Raw genomic sequence first — 22,486 nt, 5'->3', positions numbered from 1 at the left:
CACCCCCAGGGGCGCGGGGAACTGCGCGAGAAGCGAGCACGGTCCGCACATGACCGGGGGTTAGGGGCGCGGGGAACTGCGCAAACCCCGGGCACCCAGCACCCCCAGGGGCGCGAGGAACTGCGCGAGAAGCGAGCACGGTCCGCACACGACCAGGGGGTTAGGGGCGCGGGGAACTGCGCAAACCCCGGGCACCCCAGCACCCGGAGGCACCCCATGGACTTCCACCCCACCCCCCAAGACACCCCCTTCCGCACAGCAGCCAGAACCTGGCTAACCCACCACCTCCCCCCACCCCCCGCCACACCCCCCCAACCCCGCCTCTGGGAACGCCAGTTGGGCCAGGGCGGATGGATCGGGATCGGGTGGGGGGCGGGGGGATACGGCAACCGCGTGGCCACCCTGACCCAGCAGGTCGTCTGGGCCGAGGAGTACGCCCGGGCGGGCGCCCCCGCCCGAACGGGCCACATCGGCGAGAACCTCCTCGCCCCCACCCTCCTCGCCCACGGCACCCCCGCCCAGAAGGCCCGCTTCCTTCCCCCCATCGCCCGGGGCGAGGAACTGTGGTGCCAGGGCTACAGCGAACCCGGAGCCGGCTCCGACCTCGCCGGCATCCGTACCGCCGCCCGCCGCGACGGCGACACGTACCGCGTCACCGGGCAGAAGATCTGGACCTCGCTGGCCCACGAGGCCGACTGGTGCTTCGTGCTGGCCCGCACCGAGGAGGGCTCGCGGCGCCACCACGGGCTGTCCTTCCTCCTCGTGCCGATGGACCAGCCCGGCAGGATCGAGGTGCGTCCGATCCGGCAGCTGACGGGGACGAGCGAGTTCAACGAGGTGTTCTTCGACGGTGCCGAGGCCCGCGCCGAGCACCTCGTGGGCGGTGAGGGGAACGGCTGGCAGGTCGCCATGAGTCTGCTGGCCCTGGAGCGCGGGGTGTCCACACTCGCCCAACAGGTGGGATTCGTCGCCGAGTTGGAGGCGGTGATCCGGGTCGCGCTCGATACCGCCCGAGGTGGCGAGGCCGGCCGCGGCGGCGGCTCCCCTAACGTACAGCTCGACCCCCACATCCGCGGCCAACTCGCCACCCTTTGGGCCGAGTTGAAGGTCATGAGCTGGAACGCCCTGCGCACCCTGGCGGGGGCGGGGGACGCCGGCGCGCCCAGCGTGGCGAAGCTGCTTTGGGGTGGCTGGCACCAGCGGCTCGGGGAGCTGGCCATGGCCGTACGGGGCGCCGCCGCCACCGTCGGACCGTACGACTGGGACGAGGAGCGGCCCTACCCGCTCGACCCGCTCCAGCACCTGTTCCTGTTCTCCAGGGCCGACACGATCTACGGCGGCTCGGACGAGATCCAGCGCACCATCATCGCCGAGCGCGTGCTCGGCCTGCCGAGGGAGGTCCGTGTTCCGTGAGAGGTGTCCTGTTCGACGGGAAGCAGAGCCAGGTCGTCGATGACCTGGAGGTACGGGGACCGGGGCCGGGGGAGGTGCTCGTGGCCATAGCGGCGGCGGGGCTGTGCCACTCGGACCTGTCGGTCATCGACGGCACGATCCCCTTCCCCGTGCCGGTGGTCCTCGGGCACGAGGGCGCGGGCGTGGTGGAGGCGGTCGGCCCGGGCGTGGGGCACGTGGCGCCGGGGGACCACGTCGCGCTGTCCACGCTGGCGGGGTGCGGGGCGTGCGGGGAGTGCGACCGGGGGAGGCCGACGATGTGCCGCAAGGCGATCGGCATGCCGGGCCGCCCGTTCTCGCGGGGCGGCGCCCCGCTCTATCAGTTCGCCTCGAACTCGGCGTTCGCGGAGCGCACCCTGGTCAAGGCCGTCCAGGCGGTGAAGATCCCCGAGGACGTGCCGCTGACGTCGGCGGCGCTCATCGGATGCGGGGTGCTGACCGGTGTCGGCGCCGTACTGAACCGGGCGAAGGTCGACATCGGCGACACCGTGGTGGTGATCGGCACCGGAGGGATCGGGCTCAACGTCATCCAGGGTGCGCGGATCGCGGGGGCGTCGGTGATCGTCGCCGTCGACAACAACCCGGCGAAGGAGCCGCTGGCCCGCCACTTCGGGGCGACCCACTTCCTGCCGTCGGCGGAGGGCGTCCGCGAGGTCCTGCCCGACGGCGCCGACCACGCCTTCGAGTGCGTGGGCCACCCCGGCCTGGTCCGGACCGCGATCGACCTCCTGGACCGCCACGGCCAGGCGGTCCTGCTCGGCATGACGGCCCCCACGGTGGAGGCGTCCTTCCTGCCCGCCGCCCTGTTCCTCGACAAGTCCATCCTGGGCTGCCGCTACGGGAGTTCACGCCCCCAGCGCGACATCCCCCGCTACGCCGAGCTGTACCGCAGCGGCGCCCTGCTCCTGGACGAACTGGTCACCCGCACCTACCCCGTAGAAGACTTCGCCAAGGCAGCCGACGACCTCCATGAGGGCCGCGTGGCCCGAGGAGTACTCACCTTCTAGCCCGGGCGGTTCCGGGCCGTTCCGGGGCCGGCGCCGGACCGCACGCGGTTTGCCGGACGGCCCTACCCCGTGGCCCCCGCCCGGAACGCGCGGCGGTAGGTGGTCGGGGGGACGCCCAGGGCCGACTGGAGGTGTTGGCGCAGGGAGGTCGCCGTGCCGAAGCCTGCGGCTCGGGCTATCGCGTCCACCGAGAGGTCGGTGGATTCGAGGAGGTGGCGGGCGTGTTCCACGCGTTGCTGGGTCAGCCACTGGCCGGGGCTCACGCCCACCTCCTCGCGGAAGCGGCGGGTGAAGGTGCGTACCGACATCGCCTCCTGTTCGGCGAGGTCGCGCAGCTGGATCGGCTCGTGCAGGCGGCCCAGCGCCCAGGCCCGCGCGGTGGTGGTGCTCGCCAACTGCGGCTCGGGAACGGGGCGTTGGATGAACTGGGACTGGCCGCCGGGCCGGTGCGGGGGCACGACCGTGCGCCGGGCCACGTCGTTGGCGACGGCCGAGCCGTGGTCGCGGCGCACGATGTGCAGGCACAGGTCGATCCCGGCGGCCACCCCGGCCGAGGTCAGTACGTCCCCGTCGTCGATGAACAGCACCTCCGGATCCACCCGGACGCGGGGGAAGAGCCGCTGGAAGTGTTCGGCCGAGGCCCAGTGCGTGGCGGCCGGGCGCCCGTCCAGGAGGCCCGCCGCCGCCAGGACGTAGCCGCCGGTGCAGATGGACACCATGCGGGTGCCGGGGCGTACGAGGGCGAGGGCGGTGGCGAGTTCGGGGGTGAGCACGCCCTCCTCGAAAACGGGGCCGAGTTCGTACGAGGCCGGGACCACCACGGTGTCGGCGGTGGCGAGCGCCTCGGGGCCGTTCTCGACCAGGACCGCGAAGTCGGCGTCGGTGCGCACCGGCCCCGGCGCGCGGACCGAGCAGGTCACCACCTCGTACAGCGGCCCGCCCTCCGCGTCCGCCGCGCGCCCGAAGATGCGCTGGGGGATGCCGAGTTCGAAGGGGAGCAGCCCGTCCAGCGCGAGCACCACCACCCGGTGCGGGCCCCGCACCCGTGCCCGTCCTGGCTCCGTGGCCATCGCGTCCTCCGTCCCGCCCACCGATAAGGGGTGGTGGTATAGACCACCGCCTGGTACACCTGCCGTCTTGTGACGGACAAGTCTGCGATCGGCCAGGACATTCCCCAAGTCGGATCCCCGCGTCCCGGCGCCCCGCCCCCGGCGGGGCCTCCCGGGCCGGACCTGGCGCGCGCCTCCCTCTGGAACCACGACTTCCGGCTCTTCTTCACCGCCCGCACGGTCGCCCTGTTCGGCGACGGCATGGTTCCGGTCGCGCTCACCGCCGGACTGCTCGGCGCCGGGCGTCCCGCCTCCTCGGTCGGCTACGCGCTGGGCGCCTGGATGGGGCCGCTCGCCGCGTTCGTCCTGTTCGGCGGGGTCCTCGCGGACCGGTTCACACCGCGCCGGATGATGGTCGTCGCGGACGGGCTGCGGCTCGTGGGCGCGAGCGTGCTCGCCGTGTCGTTCCTGGTGATCGAGGGCGGGCCGCCGCTGTGGGAGGTGTACGCCCTGAGCGCCGTCTCCGGCATCGGGGCCGCGCTCTTCCAGCCCGGCGTCGCCTCGACCGTGCCCCGCATCTCGGCCGACGTGCAGCGCGCCAACGCCGTGCTCGGCGTCTCCGAGGCGCTGATGGGCATGGCAGGGCCCGCCTTCGCCGGCGTCGTCGCCGGGTTCTGGGGCGCGGGCGCGGTGTTCGCCGCGAACGCGTCCACCTTCGGCGTCAGCGGGGTCTGCCTCTTCCTGCTCAAGCTGGGCTCCGCCGCCGGGGACGACGCGGTGACGCGCGGCGGCTTCTTCGCCGAACTCGCGGGCGGCTGGCGGGAGTTCAAGGCGCGCAGCTGGCTGTGGGGCGTCATCGTCATCTGGACCGTGTACGGCCTGACCGTGCTCGGCCCCGCCACCCCGCTCACCGCCGTCCTGGTGACCGACGGCCACGGGGCCGGGGCGTACGGGGCGCTCATGGCCGTCAACGGCGCGGGCAGCGTCGCGGGCGGGCTCCTCGCGCTGCGGCTGCGGCCGTCCCGCCCCCTCGCGGCGGGCGCCTGCGCGCTGCTCGGGGTGTCCGTCGCGCTGCTTTCGCTGGGACTCGACCTGCCCCTGCCGGCTCTGGGGGCAGGGCAGTTCGCGATCGGCGGGGCCTTCGCGTTCTGGCTGGTCATGTGGTCCACGACCGTCCAGACCCACATCCCGCCGGAGGCCCTGAACCGCCTGCACGCCTACGACGTGGCCGGCTCCCTGCTGATGCTCGCGGCCGGCCGTGCGCTGGCCGGCCCGGTGGCGGAGGCGATCGGCGCGGAGCGGGTGCTGCTGGTAGGGGCGGGGCTCAATGTGCTGGTGGTGGGGGTTCTGCTGAGCGTTCCGGCGATCAGCCGGTTGCGGAGGGTGTGAGGGGGTTGGTCTGTGCGTGGATGAGCGAGTGCGTGGGTGAGTGGTGAGTGATGGGTGAGTGGGTTGGTGGGCTGGGCGGTTGCGGGTGGACGCGGGTGGACGCGGGCGGGGGCTCGGAGGCCGAAGGCTGAGGGGGGCGTCCGGTGGCCCGATCCCTGCGAAGCATGACCCTCGGGCCACTCGTACGAGAGATGTCGTACGACCACTCTTGCTGACGTGACCCAGACAACCCACCGCCCCGAGACCGGGCCCGCGCCGCGGCGCACGGCCGAACCCAGGATCCACCGCGCGTGGTTCGTCGCGGCCGTCGCCTTCGTCACGATCATCGGGGCGGCGGCCTTCCGCTCGCTGCCCGGGCTGCTGATCGACCCGTTGCACGACGAGTTCCACTGGTCGCGCGGCACCATCGGGGCCGCGGTCTCGGTGAACCTCGCGCTCTACGGCCTGACCGCGCCCTTCGCGGCCGCCCTGATGGACCGCTTCGGCATCCGCAAGGTGGTGGCCGTCGCCCTGAGCGTGATCGCGGTGGGGTCCGGCCTCACCGTCTTCATGCACGCGGCCTGGCAACTGATGCTCTACTGGGGCCTGTTGGTGGGTCTTGGCAGTGGGTCGATGGCGCTCGCGTTCGCGGCGACGGTCACCAATCGCTGGTTCGCCGAGCGTCGGGGCCTGGTCACCGGCGTCCTGACCGCCGCGTCCGCCTCCGGGCAGCTGATCTTCCTGCCGCTGCTCTCGTGGATGGTGGAGTCCCACGGGTGGCGGCCGGCGGCGATCACCGTGGCGCTGGCCGCGTTGGCCGTCGTCCCGTTCGTGTGGCTGCTCCTGCGCGACCACCCGGCGGACGTGGGCCTCTCCCCGTACGGCGCCCGCTCCTTCGTGCCCAAGCCCGCGCCCGTCACCGGCGCGGCCCGGCGCACGCTCACCGTCCTGGTGCGGGCCGCCCGTACGGGACCGTTCTGGCTGCTCGCAGGCACCTTCGCGATCTGCGGCGCGTCCACGAACGGGCTCGTCCAGACGCACTTCGTGCCGGCCGCGCACGACCACGGCATGCCGGTGACGGCCGCGGCCGGGCTGCTCGCGGTCATCGGTGTTTTCGACGTGGCCGGCACGATCTTCTCCGGCTGGCTCACCGACCGCTTCGAATCGCGGCGGCTGCTCGCCACGTACTACGCGCTGCGGGGGATCTCGCTGCTCTTCCTGCCGATGCTGCTCGCGCCGGCCGTGCACCCTCCGATGATCTTCTTCATCGTCTTCTACGGGCTCGACTGGGTGGCCACGGTGCCGCCGACGATCGCGCTGTGCCGGCAGCACTACGGGGAGGACAGCGCGATCGTCTTCGGCTGGGTGCTGGCGTCGCACCAGGTGGGGGCGGCGGTGGTGGCCTTCTTGGGTGGGGTGGCGCGGGATGTGTTCGGAAGTTACGACGTGGTCTGGTACGGGGCTGGGGGGTTGTGCGCCGGGGCCGCGCTCATGGCCCTGGTCATGCGCCGCGGCCCCGCCCTCCCGGCCTAGCCCCCAGGCGGGGGCCCTTGCGCGCCCCGCGCCCCCGGGCCGCCGCCGAGCCGTCCGCGCAGTTCCCCGCGCCCCTGGACCCGCTTGCGCGTGCGGACCGTGCCCGCGTCTTGCGCAGTTCCCCGCGCCCCTGAAACCCGCTTACGTCCGCAGGCCGTGTGTGGCTGGTCGCGCAGTTCCCCGCGCCCCTGACGGGCCTGGTGCCGGCCCGCACGTGTGTCCCAGCCTGCCTCGCGCAGTTCCCCGCGCCCCTAAAACCCGCTTACGTCCGCAGGCCGTGTGTGGCTGGTCGCGCAGTTCCCCGCGCCCCTGACGGGACCGGTGCCGGTCGGCATGTGTGTTGCGGGGGCTGGGGGCGGCTCGGGGTGCCGGGGCGTCTGGGGAGGAGGCACCCCCAGGGGCGCGGGGAACTGCGCGAGAAGCGAGCACGGTCCGCAGGTGAGAGGGGGTTTAGGGGCGCGGGGAACTGCGCGAGAAGCGAGCACGGTCCGCACGTGACCGATGGTCTCGGGGCGCGGGGAACTGCGCGGGCGGCCCGGGTCAGGGGGTGAAGGTGCCGAAGCGGCCCTGGTGGAAGAGGAGGGGCGGGGCGTCAGAGGCCGCGCCGAGCGCCTCGACCCGGCCCACCACGATCAAGTGATCCCCACCCGTATGCACCGCATGGATGCGGCAATCCACCCAAGCCGCCACCCCCACAAGCCGGGGCGCCCCCGTCACGGGCGCCCCGTCATACCCCACCCCCGCGAACTTGTCCGCGCCGCTCACCGCGAACCCCCGGCACAGCGCCCCCTGGTCCGCCCCCAGGACGTTCACGCAGAACACGCCCGCCCGGGCGATCCGCGGCCAGGTCGTCGACGTGCGCGCCACCATCAAGGCGACCAGCGGCGGGTCCAGGGAGAGGGAGGCGAAGGACTGGCAGGCGAAGCCGGTGGGGCCGGCGGCGTCCTCGGCGGTGATGACGGTGACCCCGCTCGCGAACGCCCCCAGCACCCGGCGGAACTCGCCCGGATCGACCGGCGCCCGCTCGTCGTCCCGTACGGCCCGCAGGTCCGGCCGGGGCAGGAACTCGACGGGCTCGGCTGCCGTGGCGGCGCCGACGGACCTGAGGTATCGGACGACGGTGGCCGCCATCCCTGCGTGTCCCATCACCCTTTCATTGAAACTGACGGTGCGTCAGATGGGAAGACGAGGAAGGGCGCGAAGGCAAGGCGGGTCACAGCCCCCGGTACTTGGGGGTGCGGCGTTCCACGAAGGCCGCCACCCCCTCGTTCGCGTCCAGGGTCGTCATGTTGATCTCCTGCGCCCAGGCCTCCGCCGCCAGGGCGGACTCGCGGTCGCCGTCCAGGGAGGCGTTGACCAGGTGCTTGGTGAGGGCCAGCGCGCGGGTCGGCGCGGCGGCCAGGCGCTCGGCCCACTCCTTCGCGGTGGCGGCGAGTTCGGCGTCGGCCACCACCCGGTTGACCAGACCCATGCGGTGCGCGCCGGCCGCGTCCAGCGCGTCACCGAAGAACATCAGCTCCTTCGCCCGCTGCGGCCCGACCAGGCGCGTCAGCAGATAGGCGCCGCCGCCGTCCGGCACGAGGCCGCGGCGTACGAACACCTCGATGAAACGGGCCGATTCGGCGGCCAGGACCAGGTCGCAGGCGAGCGCGAGATGGACGCCGAGGCCGGCCGCGGTGCCGTTGACCGCCGCGAGCACGGGCTTCTCGCAGTCGAGTACGGCGGTGACCAGGCGCTGGGCACCCCGCCGGATCGTGCGGGCGACGTCCCCCGCGACGCGCTCGCCACCGGACGCGGGGGCGCCGCGCAGATCGGCGCCCGCGCAGAAGCCCCGGCCGGTGCCGGTGATCACGACGGCGCGTACGGCGGGGTCGGCGGAGGCCGCGTCGAGCAGCGCGATGACGCGTTCGCGCTGGTCCCAGGTGACGGCGTTCATGGCCTCCGGCCGGTTGAGCGTGATCCACGAGACGCCGTTGTCAGTGGTGTGCCGTATCAAGGAGTCCAGGGGATCGGACGTGGTCGAGGGGTCCAAGGGGGCTCCAGGGCGGGACGGGGCGCGGCAGGGGATGTGACGCGCGGGGCGGGGGAGTGGGCGTGGCGCGCGGGGCGGAGGAGGGGGTTGGCGCAGATGGCGGGGGAGGGGACGTGACGGCGGGGTCAGCGGCAGATGGCGAGGGCGTCGAGGGCCACGGCGCCCTGCCCGCGGGGCAGCACCATGATCGGGTTGATGTCCAACTCGGCCAGCTCGCCGCCCAGTTCGAGGGCCATGCGCTGGACGCGCAGGACGACTTCGACGAGCGCGTCCACGTCCAGCGGCGGCCCGCCGCGTACGCCGTCGAGCAGCGCCCGCCCCCGCAGCTCCCCGAGCATGTCCCGCGCCTGCTCCTCGCCGAACGGCGGTACGCGGACGGCCGAGTCGCCCAGCACCTCCACCAGGACACCGCCGAGCCCGACGGTCACGGTGGGTCCGAACAGCGCGTCGTGCGCGACGCCGACCACCATCTCGACGCCGCGCTCGACCATCTGGCAGACCAGGACGCCATCGAGGTCGACCCCCTCGTAGCGGGCGATGTCGGTCAGTTCGCGGTAGGCGTCCCTGATCTGGCTCGCCGAGGTCAACCCGACCTTGACCAGGCCGAGTTCGGTCTTGTGGGCGAGGCGTGCGCCGGAGGCCTTCATGACGACGGGGTAGCCGACGAGGCCGGCCGCGCGCACGGCCGCCGCCGCGCTGGTGACCAGCTGCTCGCGCGGCACCCGGATCCCGTACGCCCGCAGGAGCTGCTTGGCGGCGTGTTCGCTGAGCTGCTGGCCGGGGCGCATCAGGGCCTGCGCCTTGCGGAAGGACGGGGACGGCACGCGCGGCGCCTCGTCGAAGGGCGAGCGGTAGCCGGTGGTGAAGCGGTGGTGGGAGAGATGGGCCCGTACGGCGCCGATGCAGTTGGCGAACGTACGGAACGTGGCGACGCGGGCCGAGCCGAGCAGCGTCTCGCGGTAGGCGGCCTCGGTGCCGAGCGGCGAGCCCCACACCACGCACACCAGCTTGTCCGTCTGCTCCGCCGCGTCCACCAGGTCCTGCGCCAGTTTGTCGCTCATCGGCGGGAAGGGGCCGGTGATCGGGCAGATCAGTACGCCGACGGACGGGTCGGCCAGGATCGCGTCGATGATCTTGCGACCGCGCCAGTCGCCGACGGGGTGGCCCCCGTTGTCGACCGGGTTGGCGACGCTCAGGTACGGCGGTATCCACTCGTGCAGCTCGGCCTGCTTGGCGGGGGAGAGGGTCGGCAGGTGCAGCCCCGCGGCGGTGGCGAGGTCGGAGAAGTGCGCCCCGGTGCCGCCGGAGATCGAATACACCACGACCCCGTCGGCGCGCGGCGCGCGGGCGCGCGCCAACAGGGCTGCGGTGTCCTGGAGTTGGTCGAGGCCGTCCACGCGGATCACGCCGTACTGACGCATGGCGGCGTCCACGACGTCGTCGGCGCCGGTCAGTTTGCCGGTGTGCGAGGCGGCCATGCGCGCGCCCGCCTCGGTGCGGCCGACCTTGACGGCCACCACCGGCACACCGGCCCGGGCCGCGCGGTCGGCGGCGAGCAGGAAGGACCGCCCGTCCTTGAGCCCCTCGACGTAGCAGGCGATGGCGCCGACCTCGGGGCGCTCGGCGAAGTAGGAGATGAAGTCGGCGGTCTCCAGGTCGGCCTCGTTGCCGGTGGGCGCCCAGTGCGAGAGCCGCACGCCGAGTTCCTGGAGGGTGAACACGGGGCGGCCCTGGTGGCCGGACTGGGTGATGAGTGCGATGGCGGGCCCGTCGAGGTCGTCCCGGAAGCGCTCGAAGGCGTTCAGATTGGTGTTGGGCCCCAGCAGTCGGAGCCCGGAGCGCTTGACGGCGGCGGCGAGCCGTTCCTGGGCGGCGGCGCCCTGCTCGCCCGTCTCGGCGAACCCGGAGGCGAAGGCGACCGCGAACTTCACCTTGGCCTCGGCGAGTTCCTCGATGACGGGGAGCGGGTCGCCGACGAGCAGCACCGCGAGGTCGACCTGTTCCGGCAGCTCGGACACGGAGGCCGCGCAGGGCAGCCCGAACACGGTCGTACGGGTGGGGTGCACGGGGTGCAGGCGGGCGCCGACCCGCTGGGCCCAGTCGACGAGTTGACGGGTGATCCCGGTGTTGGGGCGGCCCGCGGCGTCGGACGCGCCGATGACGGCGACGGACTCCGGGCGGAAGAACCGGTCCAGGTCGGGTACGTCGGCGTAGAGGGGGCGGCCGCTGACGTCCAGGTCGCCCTCGCCCGCGGCTCGGCCGTGGACGGCGTGGGGGGCGGGCTGCTCGCCGCAGGCGACCACCCGCGCTCGGAAGTCGGTCGTGAGGGTGCCGTGAGTCGATCCAAGCATCGTTCCGCCCGCTCCTGGTCGTTGGCCAACATGACTGAGCCGTGCCGGTCGTAACTGACGCATAGTCAGATTACAGACCTGACGGGCTGTCAGGAACGGGTTTGCGGGCAAAGCCTGGGGGTTGGGGGTGTGGGGGGTGCGGGGTGCGCTGGGTTGGCCTCCCCCGGGGTGGGGGCGGCCCAAACCCCTCGGCCGCCCTTTGGCGCGGTCCCCCGCAACTATGGCCGGTGCTGCCCTGCTGGGGCTCCGCCCCGGGCCCCCGGGGGGGGGGCTTGCCCACCCGCCCGCCCGTGACGGGGGTTGGATAGGCCTGGCTCCCTGGGGCTCCGCCCCAGACCCCGAGGGGTTTGCCCACCCGCCCGCCCGTGCAGCGGGTTGGATAGGCCCGGCCCCTGGGGCTGCGCCCCAGACCCGCTGAGGGGCTCCGCCCCTCGGACCCCGGCGGGTTTGCCCACCCGCCCGCCCGTGCAGGGGGTTGGATGGGCCCGGCCCCTGGGGCTGCGCCCCAGCCCCGCTGAGGGGCTCCGCCCCTCGGACCCCGGCGGGGCTTCGCCCCTGCACCCCTTTCGGGGGCTGCGCCCCCGGACCCCCCTTCGCACCTGAACGGCGCTCGTCCTCAATCGCCGGACGGGCTGAGGATGCGCATGCTGGCCCGCACCGGTGCAGTTAGGGGCGCGGGGAACTGCGCGAGGAGCGACCACGGCCCGCAGATGACCGGGGGTTGAGGGGTGCGGGGAACTGCGCGAACCCCGGGCACGCCCAGCACCGTCAGAGGCGCGGGGAACTGCGCGAGAAGCGAGCACGGTCCGCAGATGACCGGGGGTGAGGGGCGCGGGGAACTGCGCGAACCCCGGGTGCCGCCGGGGGTGCGGGCAACCCAGGGCGGAGCGGGCCCGGGCGCGCCGGGGGTGGTCAGGGCCGCAGGGTTCTGGCGATTTTTTTGGCGTCGCGGGCCAGTTCGCGCAGCATCCCGCTGATGGGGTTCGTAAAGCCCGTGAAGTACAACCCCGGCACCGCCGCACGGGGCCGCCGGGGCCGCCCCCGCCCGTCCAGCACCCCCAGATGCCCCACGAGGCCGTCGAGGCCGCGCCGGTATCCGGTCGCCGCGATCACCACCTCCGGCGCGATCCTCGTCCCGTCCGCGAGGACGACCTTGCCGTCGTCGAACGACTCGACCGCCGCGACCGGCTGCACCCGCCCGCCCCGCACCGCGTCGATCAGGCCCACGTCCTGCACCGGGATCGCCCCTTCGCGCACCCGTGAGTACAGGCCCGAGGCCGGGCGCAGCAGGCCGTACGCCGAGAGGTCCGGCACGGAGAGCCGTTCGGTGAGCGACGCCAGCCGGTCCACCAGCCACACCGGGAGCCGCCGCACCAGGATGCCCGTCCTCTGCGAGGGCCAGCCGGCGGTGGACCGGCGCACGATGTGCGGGGGCGTGCGCACCGCGAGCCGTACCCGTCCCGCCCCGCCGTCCGCGAGGTCGGCCGCGATCTCCGCACCCGTGTTGCCGGCCCCGACGACCAGCACGTCCCGCCCGGCGTACGGCGCGGGGTTGCGGTACTCCCCGGCGTGCAACAGCTCGCCCCGGAACGTGTCGAGGCCGTCCCACTCCGGCACGTACGGCGTGTGGTTGAACCCGGTGGCCACCACCACCGCCGAACACGAGAGCCGGCGCCCGCCGGTCGCGTGCAGCACCCAGCCCTCGCCGCCCGGGCCGCGCTCGATCCGCTCGACCTCGACCCCCGTCACGACGTCCAGCTCGTGGAAGTCGGCGTACTTCTCCAGGTAGCGCACCACGTCGTCGCGCGCCACCCACCGACCGAACCGGCGCGGGATGCGCAGCCCGGGCAGCGAGGAGAGCCGGCGCGTGGTGTGCAGGTGCAGTCGGTCGTAATGGCGCCGCCAGGACGCGGCCACGGCGTCCGACTTCTCCAGGACGACGGCCCGTACGCCCCGCGCCCCCAGCTCGGCGGCGACGGCGAGGCCGCCGGGCCCGGCGCCGATCACGTAGACGGGGCTCGCGGGGGTGGTGGTATCGGCCATGAACGCTGAGCGTAACGGGATGACCACTTGATGGGTCTCGGTCAAGAAGGGGTTCGGTTGCGATCTGATCACGTCCGTCCATCCGTCTGTCGATTCGTCCGTCCGTCCGCCCATCGTCCGCCCGCCCGTCGCCCGTCGCCCGTCCATCGTCTGCCCGTCCGCCTGGCGCGGCCCCGCCCACCCGTTGCCCGCCCACCACCCCTTGCGCGCGCGGCTCGGATCCGCTGAACTGACGTACCGTCAGAAAACGTGTGGGGCACAGGAGAGGTGGGGGCCGGCGTGGACTCGATCTGGCTCAGCGGGGCCGAATGGCTCGCCGTCCTGCGCATCGGCCTCGGTCTGTGGTGGCTGGAGAGCTGGCGCCACAAGGACAAGAAGGGCTGGTTCGAGCGCGGTACGGGCATCGCCTGGGCGGCCGACGTCGCCGCCAAGCACCGATGGAGCGCCGTCCGCAGCGGCTTCGACGCCGTGGTCAAGCCGCGTCCGAAGGCGATGGCCTACGTCGTGGTCTACGCCGAACTCGCCCTGGGGCTCGGCCTGGTGGTCGGTTTCCTGACCCCCGTCGCCCTGGTCTGCGGCCTGTTGCTCAACCTCCTCTACCTGGTGCTGATGATCCACGACTGGGCCGAGCAGGGGCAGAACGCGATGATGGCGCTCATCTCGCTGGTCGCGCTCGGCGCCATGGCGTGGCAGACCTGGTCCCTGGACGACGCGCTGGGACTCTTCCGGTGACCGCCGCCACCCCCGAGCCCGACGCCTTCACCCGTCCGTACTGGGACGCCGCCGCCGAGGGCCGTCTCCTGCTCCGGCACTGCGCGGCCTGCGACCGCCCGCACCACTACCCGCGCGAGTTCTGCCCGTACTGCTGGAGCGAGGACGTGCACTGGAGCCCGGCGAGCGGCCGGGCCACGCTCTACACCTGGTCCGTCGTGCACCGCAACGATCTCCCGCCCTTCGGGGAGCGGGTGCCGTACGTCGCCGCCGTCGTCGATCTCGCCGAGGGGCCCCGGATGATGACGGAGGTCGTCGACTGCCCGGAGGGGGAGCTGCGCATCGGGATGGAGCTGACCGTGACGTTCCGGGGTGGGGGTGGTTGCGGGCCTGGCGGCGGGGGTGGAGACGGGCCCAGGGGTGGCGGCGGGCCCGGGGGCGGGGTGGCCGTGCCGCTGTTCCGGCCCGCTTCACCCTCGCGCACCGGGTGATGGCGGGCGAAGGGCGGGTCAGCGGTTGAATGGCGGCATGGACCATCGCCTCATACCGGCCGACCTGAGCGGCCACGGACTGCGTCTGCGCGTCTGGCGCGACGACGACCTCGCGGTGCTGCTGCGCGCGGTGACCGACCCCGAGTACCTGCGCTGGAACACCCACACCACGCCCGTCGAGGACGAGGCGGCCGTCGCGGAACTGCTCCGCCTCAGGGCGCGGGGATGGGCGCGGGGCGAGGTCGCCACGTACTGCGTCACGGACGAGGCCGACGGCACCGTGCTGGGCCACGTGGGCCTCAACTCCCTTGACTGGAACCTCCGTTGCGCCCGGGTCGGCTACTGGACGCTGCCCGAGGCGCGGGGCCGCGGGATCGCGGGGCACGCCCTGGGACTGGTCACCCGCTGGGCTTTCGACGCCGTGGGGCTCCATCGCGTGGAGCTGGGTCACGCGGTGGGGCACACGGCCTCCTGCCGGGTCGCTGAGCGGGGTGGTTATGTGGTGGAGGGGACGTTGCGGGGTGCGATGTTCGCGTCCCAGCGGCGGGATGCCTTCCGTGACCTGCATCTGCACGCACGGCTCGCAACGGATTGAGCCCGTCCCCTCCCGGCGGCAGTGCCCGCTTTTCGCGCAGTTCCCCGCGCCCCTGGCAGGACCGGTGCGGGCCAGCATGCGCATCCTCAGCCCGTCCGGCGTTTGAGGACGAGCGCCGTTCAGGCGCGAAGGGGGGTTCGGGGGCGCAGCCCCGGGGGCCGGACCCTTCCAGCCCGCCGCACGGGCGGGTGGGTGGGCAACCCCCCCGGGGGCCCGGGCCGCACCCCCCAGGAGCCCGGGCTCAGGAGCCCGAGAGGATCAGGGTGGCAGAGGAGCAGAACCAGCCCCCCGTCCCCGACACCACCGCAAGAGCAGGCAGCACCCCCCCACCCCGCCGAACCTGCCCCACCCCCCCTTCCCCCCGCAACTGCCGCACCGCCTCCACCAACAGGAACAACCCCCGCATCCCCGGATGGCAGGCCGACAACCCACCCCCGTCGGTGTTGACGGGCAGCCCCCCGTCCCGCAACAGCCGACCCTTCTCCACGAACGCCCCACCCTCCCCCTTCGCACAGAACCCGAGGTCTTCGAGCGTCACCAGCGTCATGTACGTGAAGGCGTCGTAGATCTCGGCGAGGTCGATGTCCTCGGGGCGTACCCCGGCGCGCTCGAAGGCGAGGCGGCCGGACACCGCCGCCGGGGACACCGTGAAGTCCTCCCACTCCGACATCGTCGTGTGGGACACCGACATCCCCGAACCCAGCACCCACACCGGCGCCTTGGCCGTGTCGGGCACGTACTCCTCGGCCGCGAGCAGCACCGCGCAGCCGCCGTCGGAGCGTATGCAGCAGTGCAGTTTGGTGAACGGGTCGGCGATCATCGGGCCGGACAGGACGTCGTCCACGGTGATCGGGTCGCGGAACATCGCATCCGGGTTGGTGGCCGCGTTCGCCCGGGCCTGCACCGCGATCTGCGCCAACTGCTCGACTGTGGTGCCGTATTGGTGCATGTGGCGGCGGGCCGCCATCGCGTACTTCGAGATCAGCGTGTGCCCGTACGGTGCCTCGAACTGGAGCGGGCCGCGTGCCCCGAAGGAGAGGTTGGCGGTGCGCCGGCCCGCCTTGATGTCCGCGCGCGCGGTCGAGCCGTACACGAGCAGGACGGCGTTGGCGTGCCCGGCGGCTATCGCGTCGGCGGCGTGCGCGGCCATGACCTCCCAGGTGGCGCCCCCGACGCTGGTGGAGTCGACCCAGGTCGGACGGAGCCCGAGGTACTCCGCCACCTCCACGGGCGCGAGCGTGCCGAGCCCCGCCGAGCCGAACCCGTCGACGACCGACCGGTTGAGCCCGGAGTCGGCCAGCGCCCGCCGGGCGGCCTGGGCGTGCAGGGCGTAGGGCGTGGCGTCGTCCACCCGCCCGGTGTCGGAGAGGGCGACCCCGACCACAGCGACCTTGCGGGGACGGTGAGTTGAGGGTGATGACATGAATCTGACGGTACATCAGATCGGCGGCCGCAGGGCATAGGCCCGCCCCGCGGCCCCACGGCCCCGCAGCCCCGCGCCCCCACCGCCTCGCCCTCGCCGCCCCGCGCCCCCACCGCCTCACCCTCACCGCCCCGCGCCAACCCCCTCCCACCCCTGTGCATCTACGCCCCCCGGTCCTAACATGACGCCCCGTCAGTTCAGAGGCTTCGCCTCTGGGGGAGGAGCCCGACGATGGACGCCGCCTTCACCGCGGAACAGGACGAGATCCGCCGCACCCTGCACGAACTGCTCGCCAAACACTGCGGCCCACAGGACGTGAAGAGCGCGGTGCGCACCCCGGTCGGGTACGACGCGGCGCTGTGGGGGCGGCTCGCCGCCGAGCTCGGGCTGCCGGGGCTCGCGCTGCCCGAGGAGTACGGGGGAGCGGGATGCACGGCCACCGAGCTCGCGCTCGCCTGCGAGGAGACCGGGCGGGTCCTGCTGCCCTCCCCGCTGCTGGCCACCGCCGTCCTCGCCGCCCCGCTCATCGGCGCGCTCGGCACCGAGACCCAGAAGCGAGCCCTGCTCGCGCCCATCGCCCGCGGGGAGGGCACCGCCACGCTCGTCGTGCCCGGTGCCCGCCTCGCCCTCGCGCTCGGACTCACCGGCGGCCGGCCGGACGGTGACCTGGCCGGGGGCGGCCGGGCCGGAGGCGTGCAGGCCCGGCCGCTGCCGGACGGGACCTGGCGGCTGTACGGAGAGGCCGAGCAGGTGCTCGACGGTCACAGCGCGGCGCTGCTCCTCATCGCCGCGCACACCGGCGGCTTCGCCCGCAGCCGCACCCTCCTCTTCGCCGTGCGCGGTGACGCCCCGGGGCTGCGGCGCACCCGGCAGACCACGCTCGACGAGACCCGCACTCAGGCCAGAGTGCAACTCCGGGACGTGGAAGGCGAGTTGCTCGGGAGTGACGAGAGCGCCGATGTGTCTGCCGCGCTCGCCGCCGCCGGGCGCACCGCCGCCGCCTGTCTGGCCGCCGAGGCCGTGGGCGCCGCGGGCGAGGCGCTGGAGCGCACGGTGGCCTACGTCAAGGAGCGCGAGCAGTTCGGGCGGGCCATCGGCTCCTTCCAGGCGGTCAAGCACCGGCTGGCCGACCTGTACGTACGGGTGCAGGCGGCCAGATCGGCGGCGTACTACGCGGCCTGGGACCCGGGGGCGGGGGCGCTCGCACTGGCCCAGGGACTCGACGCGCTGCGCGCGACCGCGGCCGAGGCCGTGCAGCTGCACGGCGGGATCGGCTTCACCTGGGAGCACGAGGCGCACCTCTACTTCAAGCGGGCCGCCGCCGACGAGCTGCTCTTCGGTCCGGTGCACCGGCTGCGCGACCACGCCGCCGAGCAGGCCGGTCTGTTCGGCGGGGCCGGGGTGACGGTGTGAGCGCCGGGCCCGCCCGGACCGCGCCCGGGGTACGGCTGATGCAGAAGGTGTCCTCGACGCGTACGTTCGCGAAGGTCGCCCCGCACATCGTGCCCGCCATGGACCGTGCCGTGCACCGTCTGACCCGGGGCCGGGTCATCCTCAGCGCGCAGATGCTGCCCGGTGTGGTGCTCACCGCGTACGGCGCCAAGTCGGGCCTGGCGCGCACCACCCCGCTGGCCTGCATGCCGGACGAAGGAGGCGCGAGCTGGGTGCTGATCGGGTCCAACTTCGGGCGGCCGGGGCATCCCGCGTGGACCAGCAACCTGCTCGCCCACCCGGACGCCTCGATCAGCTGGCGCGGACGGGACATCGCGGTGCGGGCCCGGCTGCTCGAAGGCGACGAGCGGGCCGCTGCCTGGCAGGCGGCGCTCAAGTTCTGGCCGCCGTACGCCACTTACCAGTCCAGGATCGAGCGGGAGATCCGGCTCTTCCGGCTGGAGCGGCGCGAGGGATGAGGGGGAGGGGGAGGGGCTGCGCCCGGGGGTGCGCGCGGTCCCGGACACGGGAACACCGACGGTGGTCGTCCCGGACACGGGAACGCCGACGGCGGTCGTCCCGGGAAGGGGACGAGCCGCCGTCGGCGCGACAGGACTTGGGTATCGGCCGCCGCGTGGTCGCTACTTCGTCGGCTTCCTGCCCGTGATGCCCAGGTGGACCAACAGGGCCAGGTTCGGCTTCAGTTCGGCCTGCTTGACGCCCCAGGTCTGGAAGCCCTTCTGGTGCGAGGCCACCGAGGCGAGCATCGCGACGAGGGAGCCCGCCATTGCCGCGGGGCTCACGTCCTTGTCGACCTTGTTCTTGGCCTGGAGCTCGGTGACCGCGTCCGTAAGGGAGTTGGTGACCGAGTTCAGGATCTTCATGCGGATCTTGTAGAAGCGCTTGTCGCCCTCGGCCGCGCCCAGATCGACGACCCGGAGGATCGCGTCGTTCTTGCGCCAGAAGTCGAGGAAGCCCTCCACGAGTTCCTCGGCCGTCTGCCAGCCGGCCCGGCCGGTCCAGGAGCGGCCCTCGACCAGAGCGGTCAACCCGGCGCCTTCCTTGGCCATTTCCTCCGCGATCTCCAGGACGGCCCCCTCGACGTCGGGGAAGTACTGGTAGAAGGTCGCGGGTGAAGTGCCCGCCTTCCGGGCCACGTCGATGACTTTGACGTCCCGGTACGGCGACGAGCTGAGCATCTCACTGAGGCAGTCGAGCAGCTTCTGCCGTGTCGCCTGCCCGCGTCGGCCGGCCACGCGGCCGTCGACGGTGCGTACTTGTCCTGTCATGCCGTCAGCTTACCGAGGGGTGATCGGAGCGCGATTCGGCCGAGTGCAAATGGGGGCCCGGGGGGTGGTGCGCTCCGATGGGGGCGGAAAACCGGGCGCCTCGCGCGGCCCTTCGCGTGGCCGTTCGCGTGGCCCTTCGCGTGATCGTCCGCGGTCGTCGGGAGGGGCGTCCACTCGAATGGTGTTATCAACAACCTGTGGACAACTTTGGTGGACAAGCCGTGCGGGGCCTGGCCGGGAGCGGTGATGCGCACCCGTAATCCGGCTGAATGTCCTCATTGTCCGGCCGCGCCGGGCGGGGTGGCTCGTTAGCTTGGCCTCGACGGGCCCCGGCGCAGGGGCGACGGGGCACCCGAGGAAGGAACCAGGCGCATGGGCGGATATCCGGAAGGCGCGCCGTGCTGGGCCGACGTCTCGCTGTCCGACCTCGCGGCCGGCCGCAGGTTCTACGGCGAGCTCTTCGGCTGGACCTTCGACGAGGACACCGACGAACGGCACGGGCACTACACCAACGCCTTCAAGGACGGCCGACGCGTCGCCGCCCTCCAGCCCAAGAGCGACGGGCGCATGCCCACCTCCTGGACCGTCTACCTCGCCACCCCCGACGTCCGCGCGCTGACCGCCCGCATCCGCGCGGCCGGCGGCAGCCTGATCACCGACCCGATGCCGGTGCCGCCGCACGGCACCCTGGCCATCGCCGCCGACCCGGGCGGGGCCGTCTTCGGCCTGTGGCAGGGGGAGGAGCACACCGGGTTCGAGCTGACCCGCGCGCCCGGCGCGTACTGCTGGAGCGAGGTCTACACCCGCGACACCGACCGGGCCGACGCGTTCTTCGAGTCCGTCTTCGGCTACCGAGGCGCCGACGCGGACGTCCTGGGCGAGGGCGGGGCCGACTTCCGCCTCTGGTCGCTGCCCGGCGCCGGACCCGGCCCGGGCGCCGCCGTCGTCGGCCGCGGACTGATGTCCGACGCCTTCCCCGCGGCCCTGCCCGAGCACTTCCTCGTCTACTTCAGCGTCGAGGACTGCGACGCGGCGGCCGGCGCCTGCACCCGCCTCGGCGGCCGCGTCACCGCCGAGCCGTTCGACATTCCGTACGGGCGGATGGCCGTCCTCAACGACAACCAGGGCGCCGTCTTCGCCGTTCTGCAGGGTTCGGACGCGTAACCGCGCACGGCATGCCCGGGGTGTCCCGGATCGGGGTGGGACATCCCGGTCTCGACCCGGGTTGGCCACCGGCCACCTCCGGCAGGGAGAATCGGGGTGCCGCGTGAGACGCTGCACGGGGCCGCATTCATGCACGGCCCGTACGGGGAGGTGGCAGGCAAGTGGAGCAGCTGACGCAGCACGACCCGAGGCGGATCGGCCCCTTCGAGGTGCTGGGACGGCTCGGTGCCGGCGGCATGGGGCTCGTCTATCTGGCGCGCTCGGCGTCCGGCCGCCGCGTGGCCATCAAGACGGTGCGCACCGAGCTCGCCGAGGACCAGCTGTTCCGGGTCCGCTTCACGCGCGAGGTCGAGGCCGCCCGCGCGGTCAGCGGGTTCTACACCGCCGCCGTGGTCGACGCCGATCCGCGCGCCCCCGTGCCGTGGCTGGCCACCGCCTATGTGCCCGCGCCCTCGCTCGAGGAGATCGTGAACGAGTGCGGGCCGCTCCCGGCGCAGGCGGTGCGCTGGCTCGCCGCCGGCATCGCCGAGGCCCTCCAGTCCATCCACGGCGCGGGCCTGGTCCACCGCGACCTGAAGCCGTCGAACGTGCTGGTCGTCGAGGACGGCCCGCGCGTGATCGACTTCGGCATCGCGTCCGGGGTCTCCAACACCCGCCTGACCATGACGAACGTGGCGGTGGGCACCCCCGCCTACATGTCGCCCGAGCAGGCCAAGGACTCCCGCAGCGTGACCGGCGCGTCCGACGTCTTCTCGCTCGGCTCGACGCTCGTCTTCGCCGCGACGGGCCACGCCCCCTTCCACGGCGCGAACCCGGTCGAGACGGTGTTCATGCTGCTGCGCGAGGGCCCGGACATCACGGGTCTGCCCGACGAGCTGCGCCCGCTCATCGAGTCCTGCATGCAGATGGAGCACCCCAACCGGCCCACCCCCGAGGACCTCCAGGCCCAGCTCGCCCCGCACCTGTTCGCCTCCGGCTCCGACGACAGCGGCACCGCGTCGGCCTGGCTGCCGCCCCGCTCGGTCGCCATGATCGAGCAGCGCAGGGGCGGCGGCCGGATGCAGCTCCCGCCGCCCGCCGAGCCCGCGCCCCGCCCCGCCGCCCGCACGGTCCCGCCGGCGCCGCCGCGCCCCGCCGACCCGCCGTACGCGGCCCGGCACGCCGGTTCCTCCGTGACGTATCCGCCGGCCCACGCCGACGACCCGGTGCGCCTGGCCGGCGCCAAGGTGCCCATCGGCCCCGGACCGCGGGCCGCCGACGCCTCCCGTGTCGCCGTGGACGCGGGCCACGCCACCGGCTGGGTCCGCAGGCCCGGTGGCGGCGCCGCGCCCGCCCCGGTGCCGGCCCCGGCCCACCCGCCGGAGGCCGCGGAGCGCTGGCGGCCCTGGCGCTTTCGCATGTCCAACGACGTGTGGGGGACGCCGGCCGTCGCCGATGACCTGCTGTACGTGACGTCCTTCGAGGTGCACGCCCTGGACGTGGCCACCGGCCGCCGCCAGTTCAAGACGCGCGACGTCGCCTGGGCGATGGCCGTCGAGGCCGGCCGCATCCACGCCTCCGACGGGCCCTCCCTGTACGCCCTGGACGCGAGCGACGGCGGCGAGCTGTGGCGGCTGTCCGCGGACGCCTGGGTGTACTCCCTGAAGGCCGACCGCGGCACCGTCGTCACCGGCACCCGCGGCGGCGGCGTCCAGGCGTGGGAAGCGGCCAACGGCGAGAAGCTGTGGGAGATCACCGGCGCCCAGAGCGACTTCGAGACCCCCGAGGCCGGCCCGTCCGTCCACGACGGCACGGTGTACGTCTGGCAGGACGCCCGGCTGCGCGCGCTCGACGCCCGGACCGGCGCCGAGCGCTGGTCCTACCCGGTGGGCGACGCGGCCTCCTGCGGCGGCGTCCCGGTCCGGGTGGCGCCCGCGCAGGACGGCTACGTGTACGTCTCGGCCGGCACCCGGGTGCTGGCGGTGGACATCGCCTCGGGCCGCGTCCGCTGGCACTTCGAGGCCCCCGCCGTGTTCCTGTGCCCGCCCGCGTTCGCGCCGGGGCCCGCGGTCGCGGGCGGCGGGGTCTACCTCGCCGACTACCTCGGCACCGTGTACGCGCTGGACGCGGCGACCGGCAAGGACCGCTGGCGCATCGCGACCGAGGCCCGCAACTCCGCCGAGCCGGTCCTGGTGGCCGACGGCAACGTCCACGTGGGCAGCGGCAACGCGCTCTACACCCTGGACGCGGTCACCTCGACCCCCAAGTGGCGCTTCGCCGCGGGCGCCGAGGTGGTGGGGACCCCGGTCGTGGCCGACGGCCGCATCCACTTCGGCTCGGCCGACCACTGCCTGTACACCCTGGACGCGGCGGGCGGCCAGCTGCGCTGGAAGCTCGCCACCGGCGGGGAGATCACCGGATCTCCCGTCGTGCGCGGCGGGGTCGTCTACGCGTGCAGCAAGGACAGGTGCGTGTACGCCCTCGACGCGGTCAAGGGGACGGCGACCTCCGCGTCCCGCTAGGCGCGGGGCCCCCTCGCTCCGTCCTGGCGGTGCGGTGCGGCCCTTC

At 73.7% G+C, this 22,486-nt stretch carries 18 protein-coding genes; 11 read left to right on the top strand and 7 right to left on the bottom strand.

Annotation, left to right across the window (positions count from 1 at the left end):
• The first annotated feature begins 216 nt into the window (after positions 1-216).
• Positions 217-1,413 (top strand): acyl-CoA dehydrogenase family protein, encoded by a 1,197-nt coding sequence (locus ACGF3I_RS25865; RefSeq protein ID WP_393135915.1) that lies wholly within the window; start codon positions 217-219, stop codon positions 1,411-1,413.
• On the top strand, positions 1,410-2,459 hold the full coding sequence (locus tag ACGF3I_RS25860) for a Zn-dependent alcohol dehydrogenase (protein WP_393135913.1): 1,050 nt from the start codon (positions 1,410-1,412) through the stop codon (positions 2,457-2,459). Before ACGF3I_RS25865 ends, ACGF3I_RS25860 begins: the two co-directional genes overlap by 4 nt.
• A gap of 62 nt (positions 2,460-2,521) precedes the next feature.
• On the opposite strand, the gene ACGF3I_RS25855 is transcribed toward ACGF3I_RS25860, so the two are convergent.
• Positions 2,522-3,529 (bottom strand): GlxA family transcriptional regulator, encoded by a 1,008-nt coding sequence (locus ACGF3I_RS25855; protein WP_393135911.1) that lies wholly within the window; start codon positions 3,527-3,529, stop codon positions 2,522-2,524.
• A 69-nt stretch (positions 3,530-3,598) separates the two neighbouring features.
• On the opposite strand from ACGF3I_RS25855, the gene ACGF3I_RS25850 reads away from it, so the two are divergent.
• Both ACGF3I_RS25850 and ACGF3I_RS25845 read left to right on the top strand, forming a co-directional pair.
• A complete protein-coding gene (locus ACGF3I_RS25850) occupies positions 3,599-4,897 on the top strand; it encodes an MFS transporter (protein ID WP_393135909.1) in 1,299 nt (432 codons plus the stop codon).
• A gap of 216 nt (positions 4,898-5,113) precedes the next feature.
• Positions 5,114-6,409, top strand: coding sequence for an MFS transporter (locus ACGF3I_RS25845; RefSeq protein ID WP_393135907.1), 1,296 nt, complete (start codon positions 5,114-5,116; stop codon positions 6,407-6,409).
• A 540-nt stretch (positions 6,410-6,949) separates the two neighbouring features.
• Here the strand turns inward: ACGF3I_RS25845 and ACGF3I_RS25840 are convergent.
• The 4 genes from ACGF3I_RS25840 to ACGF3I_RS25825 form a co-directional block, all read right to left on the bottom strand.
• Positions 6,950-7,540 (bottom strand): flavin reductase family protein, encoded by a 591-nt coding sequence (locus ACGF3I_RS25840; RefSeq protein WP_393136041.1) that lies wholly within the window; start codon positions 7,538-7,540, stop codon positions 6,950-6,952.
• An 82-nt stretch (positions 7,541-7,622) separates the two neighbouring features.
• Positions 7,623-8,345 carry an enoyl-CoA hydratase/isomerase family protein gene (locus tag ACGF3I_RS25835; protein ID WP_393136039.1) on the bottom strand — a complete coding sequence of 241 codons (723 nt, stop codon included), beginning with the start codon at positions 8,343-8,345 and terminating at the stop codon, positions 7,623-7,625.
• A 221-nt stretch (positions 8,346-8,566) separates the two neighbouring features.
• Complete coding sequence (locus tag ACGF3I_RS25830) at positions 8,567-10,792, bottom strand: acetate--CoA ligase family protein (protein ID WP_393135905.1); 2,226 nt, start codon at positions 10,790-10,792, stop codon at positions 8,567-8,569.
• A 912-nt stretch (positions 10,793-11,704) separates the two neighbouring features.
• Positions 11,705-12,835, bottom strand: coding sequence for a flavin-containing monooxygenase (locus ACGF3I_RS25825; RefSeq protein ID WP_393135903.1), 1,131 nt, complete (start codon positions 12,833-12,835; stop codon positions 11,705-11,707).
• A 279-nt stretch (positions 12,836-13,114) separates the two neighbouring features.
• Here ACGF3I_RS25825 and ACGF3I_RS25820 point away from each other — a divergent pair, with 279 nt between their 5' ends.
• From ACGF3I_RS25820 to ACGF3I_RS25810, 3 genes are read left to right on the top strand one after another with little or no spacing between them, the layout of a single operon-like run.
• Entirely contained in the window at positions 13,115-13,567 is a 453-nt protein-coding gene (locus ACGF3I_RS25820; RefSeq protein WP_393135901.1) for a DoxX family protein, read from the top strand.
• Positions 13,564-14,037: a Zn-ribbon domain-containing OB-fold protein gene (locus ACGF3I_RS25815; RefSeq protein ID WP_393135899.1), complete on the top strand. Its 474-nt coding sequence runs from the start codon at positions 13,564-13,566 to the stop codon at positions 14,035-14,037. Before ACGF3I_RS25820 ends, ACGF3I_RS25815 begins: the two co-directional genes overlap by 4 nt.
• A gap of 37 nt (positions 14,038-14,074) precedes the next feature.
• The gene (locus ACGF3I_RS25810; protein ID WP_393135897.1) at positions 14,075-14,632 is read left to right on the top strand and encodes a GNAT family N-acetyltransferase; all 558 of its coding nucleotides are present in this window, start codon (positions 14,075-14,077) and stop codon (positions 14,630-14,632) included.
• A gap of 241 nt (positions 14,633-14,873) precedes the next feature.
• On the opposite strand, the gene ACGF3I_RS25805 is transcribed toward ACGF3I_RS25810, so the two are convergent.
• A complete protein-coding gene (locus ACGF3I_RS25805; protein ID WP_393135895.1) occupies positions 14,874-16,055 on the bottom strand; it encodes an acetyl-CoA acetyltransferase in 1,182 nt (393 codons plus the stop codon).
• 231 nt (positions 16,056-16,286) lie between these two features.
• On the opposite strand from ACGF3I_RS25805, the gene ACGF3I_RS25800 reads away from it, so the two are divergent.
• Both ACGF3I_RS25800 and ACGF3I_RS25795 read left to right on the top strand, forming a co-directional pair.
• A complete protein-coding gene (locus ACGF3I_RS25800) occupies positions 16,287-17,468 on the top strand; it encodes an acyl-CoA dehydrogenase family protein (protein WP_393135893.1) in 1,182 nt (393 codons plus the stop codon).
• Positions 17,469-17,506: 38 nt separating this feature from the next.
• Entirely contained in the window at positions 17,507-17,965 is a 459-nt protein-coding gene (locus ACGF3I_RS25795) for a nitroreductase family deazaflavin-dependent oxidoreductase (RefSeq protein WP_393136037.1), read from the top strand.
• Between the two features lie 162 nt (positions 17,966-18,127).
• On the opposite strand, the gene ACGF3I_RS25790 is transcribed toward ACGF3I_RS25795, so the two are convergent.
• Positions 18,128-18,775, bottom strand: a complete 648-nt coding sequence (locus ACGF3I_RS25790) for a TetR family transcriptional regulator (RefSeq protein ID WP_393135891.1) — start codon at positions 18,773-18,775, stop codon at positions 18,128-18,130.
• 372 nt (positions 18,776-19,147) lie between these two features.
• Between ACGF3I_RS25790 and ACGF3I_RS25785 the strand changes: the two genes are divergently transcribed.
• Both ACGF3I_RS25785 and ACGF3I_RS25780 read left to right on the top strand, forming a co-directional pair.
• Positions 19,148-19,939: a VOC family protein gene (locus ACGF3I_RS25785; protein ID WP_393135889.1), complete on the top strand. Its 792-nt coding sequence runs from the start codon at positions 19,148-19,150 to the stop codon at positions 19,937-19,939.
• Between the two features lie 161 nt (positions 19,940-20,100).
• Positions 20,101-22,440: a PQQ-binding-like beta-propeller repeat protein gene (locus ACGF3I_RS25780; RefSeq protein ID WP_393135887.1), complete on the top strand. Its 2,340-nt coding sequence runs from the start codon at positions 20,101-20,103 to the stop codon at positions 22,438-22,440.
• Positions 22,441-22,486 lie beyond the last annotated feature (46 nt).

It is taken from the genome of Streptomyces sp. NPDC048111 (assembly GCF_043202815.1).
In the GTDB taxonomy this organism is placed as follows: Bacteria; Actinomycetota; Actinomycetes; order Streptomycetales; family Streptomycetaceae; genus Streptomyces.
This window is presented reverse-complemented; position numbering and strand designations above follow the sequence as displayed.

Excerpts from the sequence above, each read along its gene's own strand:
- ACGF3I_RS25865 (WP_393135915.1), top strand. The coding sequence starts at position 217 with ATGGACTTCCACCCCACCCCCCAAGACACCCCCTTCCGCACAGCAGCC.
- ACGF3I_RS25855 (WP_393135911.1), bottom strand. The coding sequence starts at position 3,529 with ATGGCCACGGAGCCAGGACGGGCACGGGTGCGGGGCCCGCACCGGGTG.
- ACGF3I_RS25840 (WP_393136041.1), bottom strand. The coding sequence starts at position 7,540 with ATGGCGGCCACCGTCGTCCGATACCTCAGGTCCGTCGGCGCCGCCACG.
- ACGF3I_RS25835 (WP_393136039.1), bottom strand. The coding sequence starts at position 8,345 with ATGAACGCCGTCACCTGGGACCAGCGCGAACGCGTCATCGCGCTGCTC.
- ACGF3I_RS25830 (WP_393135905.1), bottom strand. The coding sequence starts at position 10,792 with ATGCTTGGATCGACTCACGGCACCCTCACGACCGACTTCCGAGCGCGG.
- ACGF3I_RS25825 (WP_393135903.1), bottom strand. The coding sequence starts at position 12,835 with ATGGCCGATACCACCACCCCCGCGAGCCCCGTCTACGTGATCGGCGCC.
- ACGF3I_RS25810 (WP_393135897.1), top strand. The coding sequence starts at position 14,075 with ATGGACCATCGCCTCATACCGGCCGACCTGAGCGGCCACGGACTGCGT.
- ACGF3I_RS25805 (WP_393135895.1), bottom strand. The coding sequence starts at position 16,055 with ATGTCATCACCCTCAACTCACCGTCCCCGCAAGGTCGCTGTGGTCGGG.
- ACGF3I_RS25800 (WP_393135893.1), top strand. The coding sequence starts at position 16,287 with ATGGACGCCGCCTTCACCGCGGAACAGGACGAGATCCGCCGCACCCTG.
- ACGF3I_RS25795 (WP_393136037.1), top strand. The coding sequence starts at position 17,507 with ATGCAGAAGGTGTCCTCGACGCGTACGTTCGCGAAGGTCGCCCCGCAC.
- ACGF3I_RS25790 (WP_393135891.1), bottom strand. The coding sequence starts at position 18,775 with ATGACAGGACAAGTACGCACCGTCGACGGCCGCGTGGCCGGCCGACGC.
- ACGF3I_RS25785 (WP_393135889.1), top strand. The coding sequence starts at position 19,148 with ATGGGCGGATATCCGGAAGGCGCGCCGTGCTGGGCCGACGTCTCGCTG.